The organism is Streptococcus saliviloxodontae (assembly GCF_016908655.1).
In the GTDB taxonomy this organism is placed as follows: domain Bacteria; phylum Bacillota; class Bacilli; order Lactobacillales; family Streptococcaceae; genus Streptococcus; species Streptococcus saliviloxodontae.
Genome location: NZ_JAFBEI010000073.1, coordinates 1 through 1,633 on the forward strand (window position 1 = coordinate 1; position 1,633 = coordinate 1,633).

At 39.7% G+C, this 1,633-nt stretch carries 1 protein-coding gene; it reads right to left on the reverse strand.

Annotated elements, in window-relative coordinates; translation table 11 throughout:
* Positions 1 to 181: 181 nt before the first annotated feature.
* Positions 182 to 1,384, reverse strand: a complete 1,203-nt coding sequence (locus JOC31_RS09790) for an IS110 family RNA-guided transposase (RefSeq protein WP_205017958.1) — start codon at positions 1,382 to 1,384, stop codon at positions 182 to 184.
* Between the last annotated feature and the right edge of the window lie 249 nt (positions 1,385 to 1,633).

Sequence of the window (1,633 nt, forward strand, 5' to 3'; positions counted from 1 at the left end):
TTTTCTACCATTTGTCAAGCTTATCAAGGCTTTTAGCGAAAAAATAATATCAAGACAGTAGCCGTTACGTGGTTATTGTCTTATTTTTATGACTAGATTAGTTAAAAAAGTGCATGCAAAAACAACACCTTATTTTGTGATTTTTTTGATAAGGTGTTACAATGATAGGGCATAGATGACTTTATTGATTTTGGGTCGAAGCATAATCGTAAAGTTTGTTATGCGTAATGAGGTAATACATTGTCCGAATGAGGCGATGTATAGAGGCAATCGTATGTGGCTTTGTTGATGCTATTGTCGATTGTCTTTTTCGTTTCTCATAGAAATCAGCGATATGGCAAGGATTGGTATGACTAGCTGAAGCGATGTTGTGAATACATTTGAACAGAATCTTTCTAGCATAAGGATTACCACGTTTAGTGATATGCTCTTTAGCGATAAAGTTCCCAGATTCATAGTGCCTCAGGTCAATACCGATAAAAGCGTTGATTTGATTGGCAGACTGAAAACGGCGAATGTCACCGAGTTCACCAATGAGTGATGTCGCTGTGGTTTCAGCGATGCCAGGAATGGATAAGAGAATGTCATACTCCGGTAAAGGCTGAGCTAGGGTCACCATTTCGTCTAAGACAACTTGGCGTCGTTCGGTCGTTCTGAGTAATTCTTGAGCATAGTAACGGACCTCTTCAATCATTGGAGAGGTTTTCTTGACCGCACAATAAGACTGACTAGCGAGTTCAGTCAGTTTGTCAGCTAGATAAGCGACACGCTTTTCAGAAATACGTTTTGAAGTAGACTGACGAATGATGTCTGACAACTCTTCCCTATCCAACTCTAGTACGATGTCCTTGCATGGAAAAGCCATCACCAAGTTCCAATATTGTTCACCGGTTGGAGTTGACAAGATGTTTTCCAGTTCTGGAAAAGTAACTTGTAAGACCTTATGAAGTCGGTTTTTAGCTCTCACAATGTCTTCTGTCAAATTCTGATAAAAACGGCTTAAATCACGCAAATGTTGATAGACTTTCTTCCACACATAAGTTGGTTTACGATTTAGTACAAACTGAGACTGAGCTAACTTTTCAGCGTCAATCTTGTCTGTTTTACGCACACGCAGACTATCCAGTTGCTTCTTAGCTTCTAGGGGATTTAGCCGTGTATAAGCGTAGCCATTATCCTCAAGAAAAGCCTGAAGACGACGAGAATAGACACCTGTCGCCTCAAAGATAATCTCAGGATTATGGACGGTTTTCAAGTCACCAAGTAGTTGATTGAAGCCTAGACTATCATTAGGCATGGTGTAGCCATGAACCTTTTCACCATTGACCAAAATAGCTACTTCTGAACTTGCCTTACTCACATCAATACCAAATACTGCACGCATCATATTACCTCTTTTGTCTTGAATGATACCTTGTTTTAGTGATTTCATTTTCAATACGCGACGTCTGGCGTCCCACATACTTTGATAAAATTCTACCTAAAATAGGTGTCTTGTCAGTTTTTGTCACGACGTCCAGCGTCAAAAGAACCCACGACTTAACAGGACACCTCTACTTTAACACAAAGAAAAAGTAGTGAGTACTCTCTCCCGTCAGAGATTTCCTCACTACTAATCTTAGTATGTTTTTGT

Bases quoted from the DNA above. Each gene is read 5' to 3' on its own strand.
- JOC31_RS09790 (WP_205017958.1), bottom strand. From the start codon at position 1,384: ATGCGTGCAGTATTTGGTATTGATGTGAGTAAGGCAAGTTCAGAAGTA.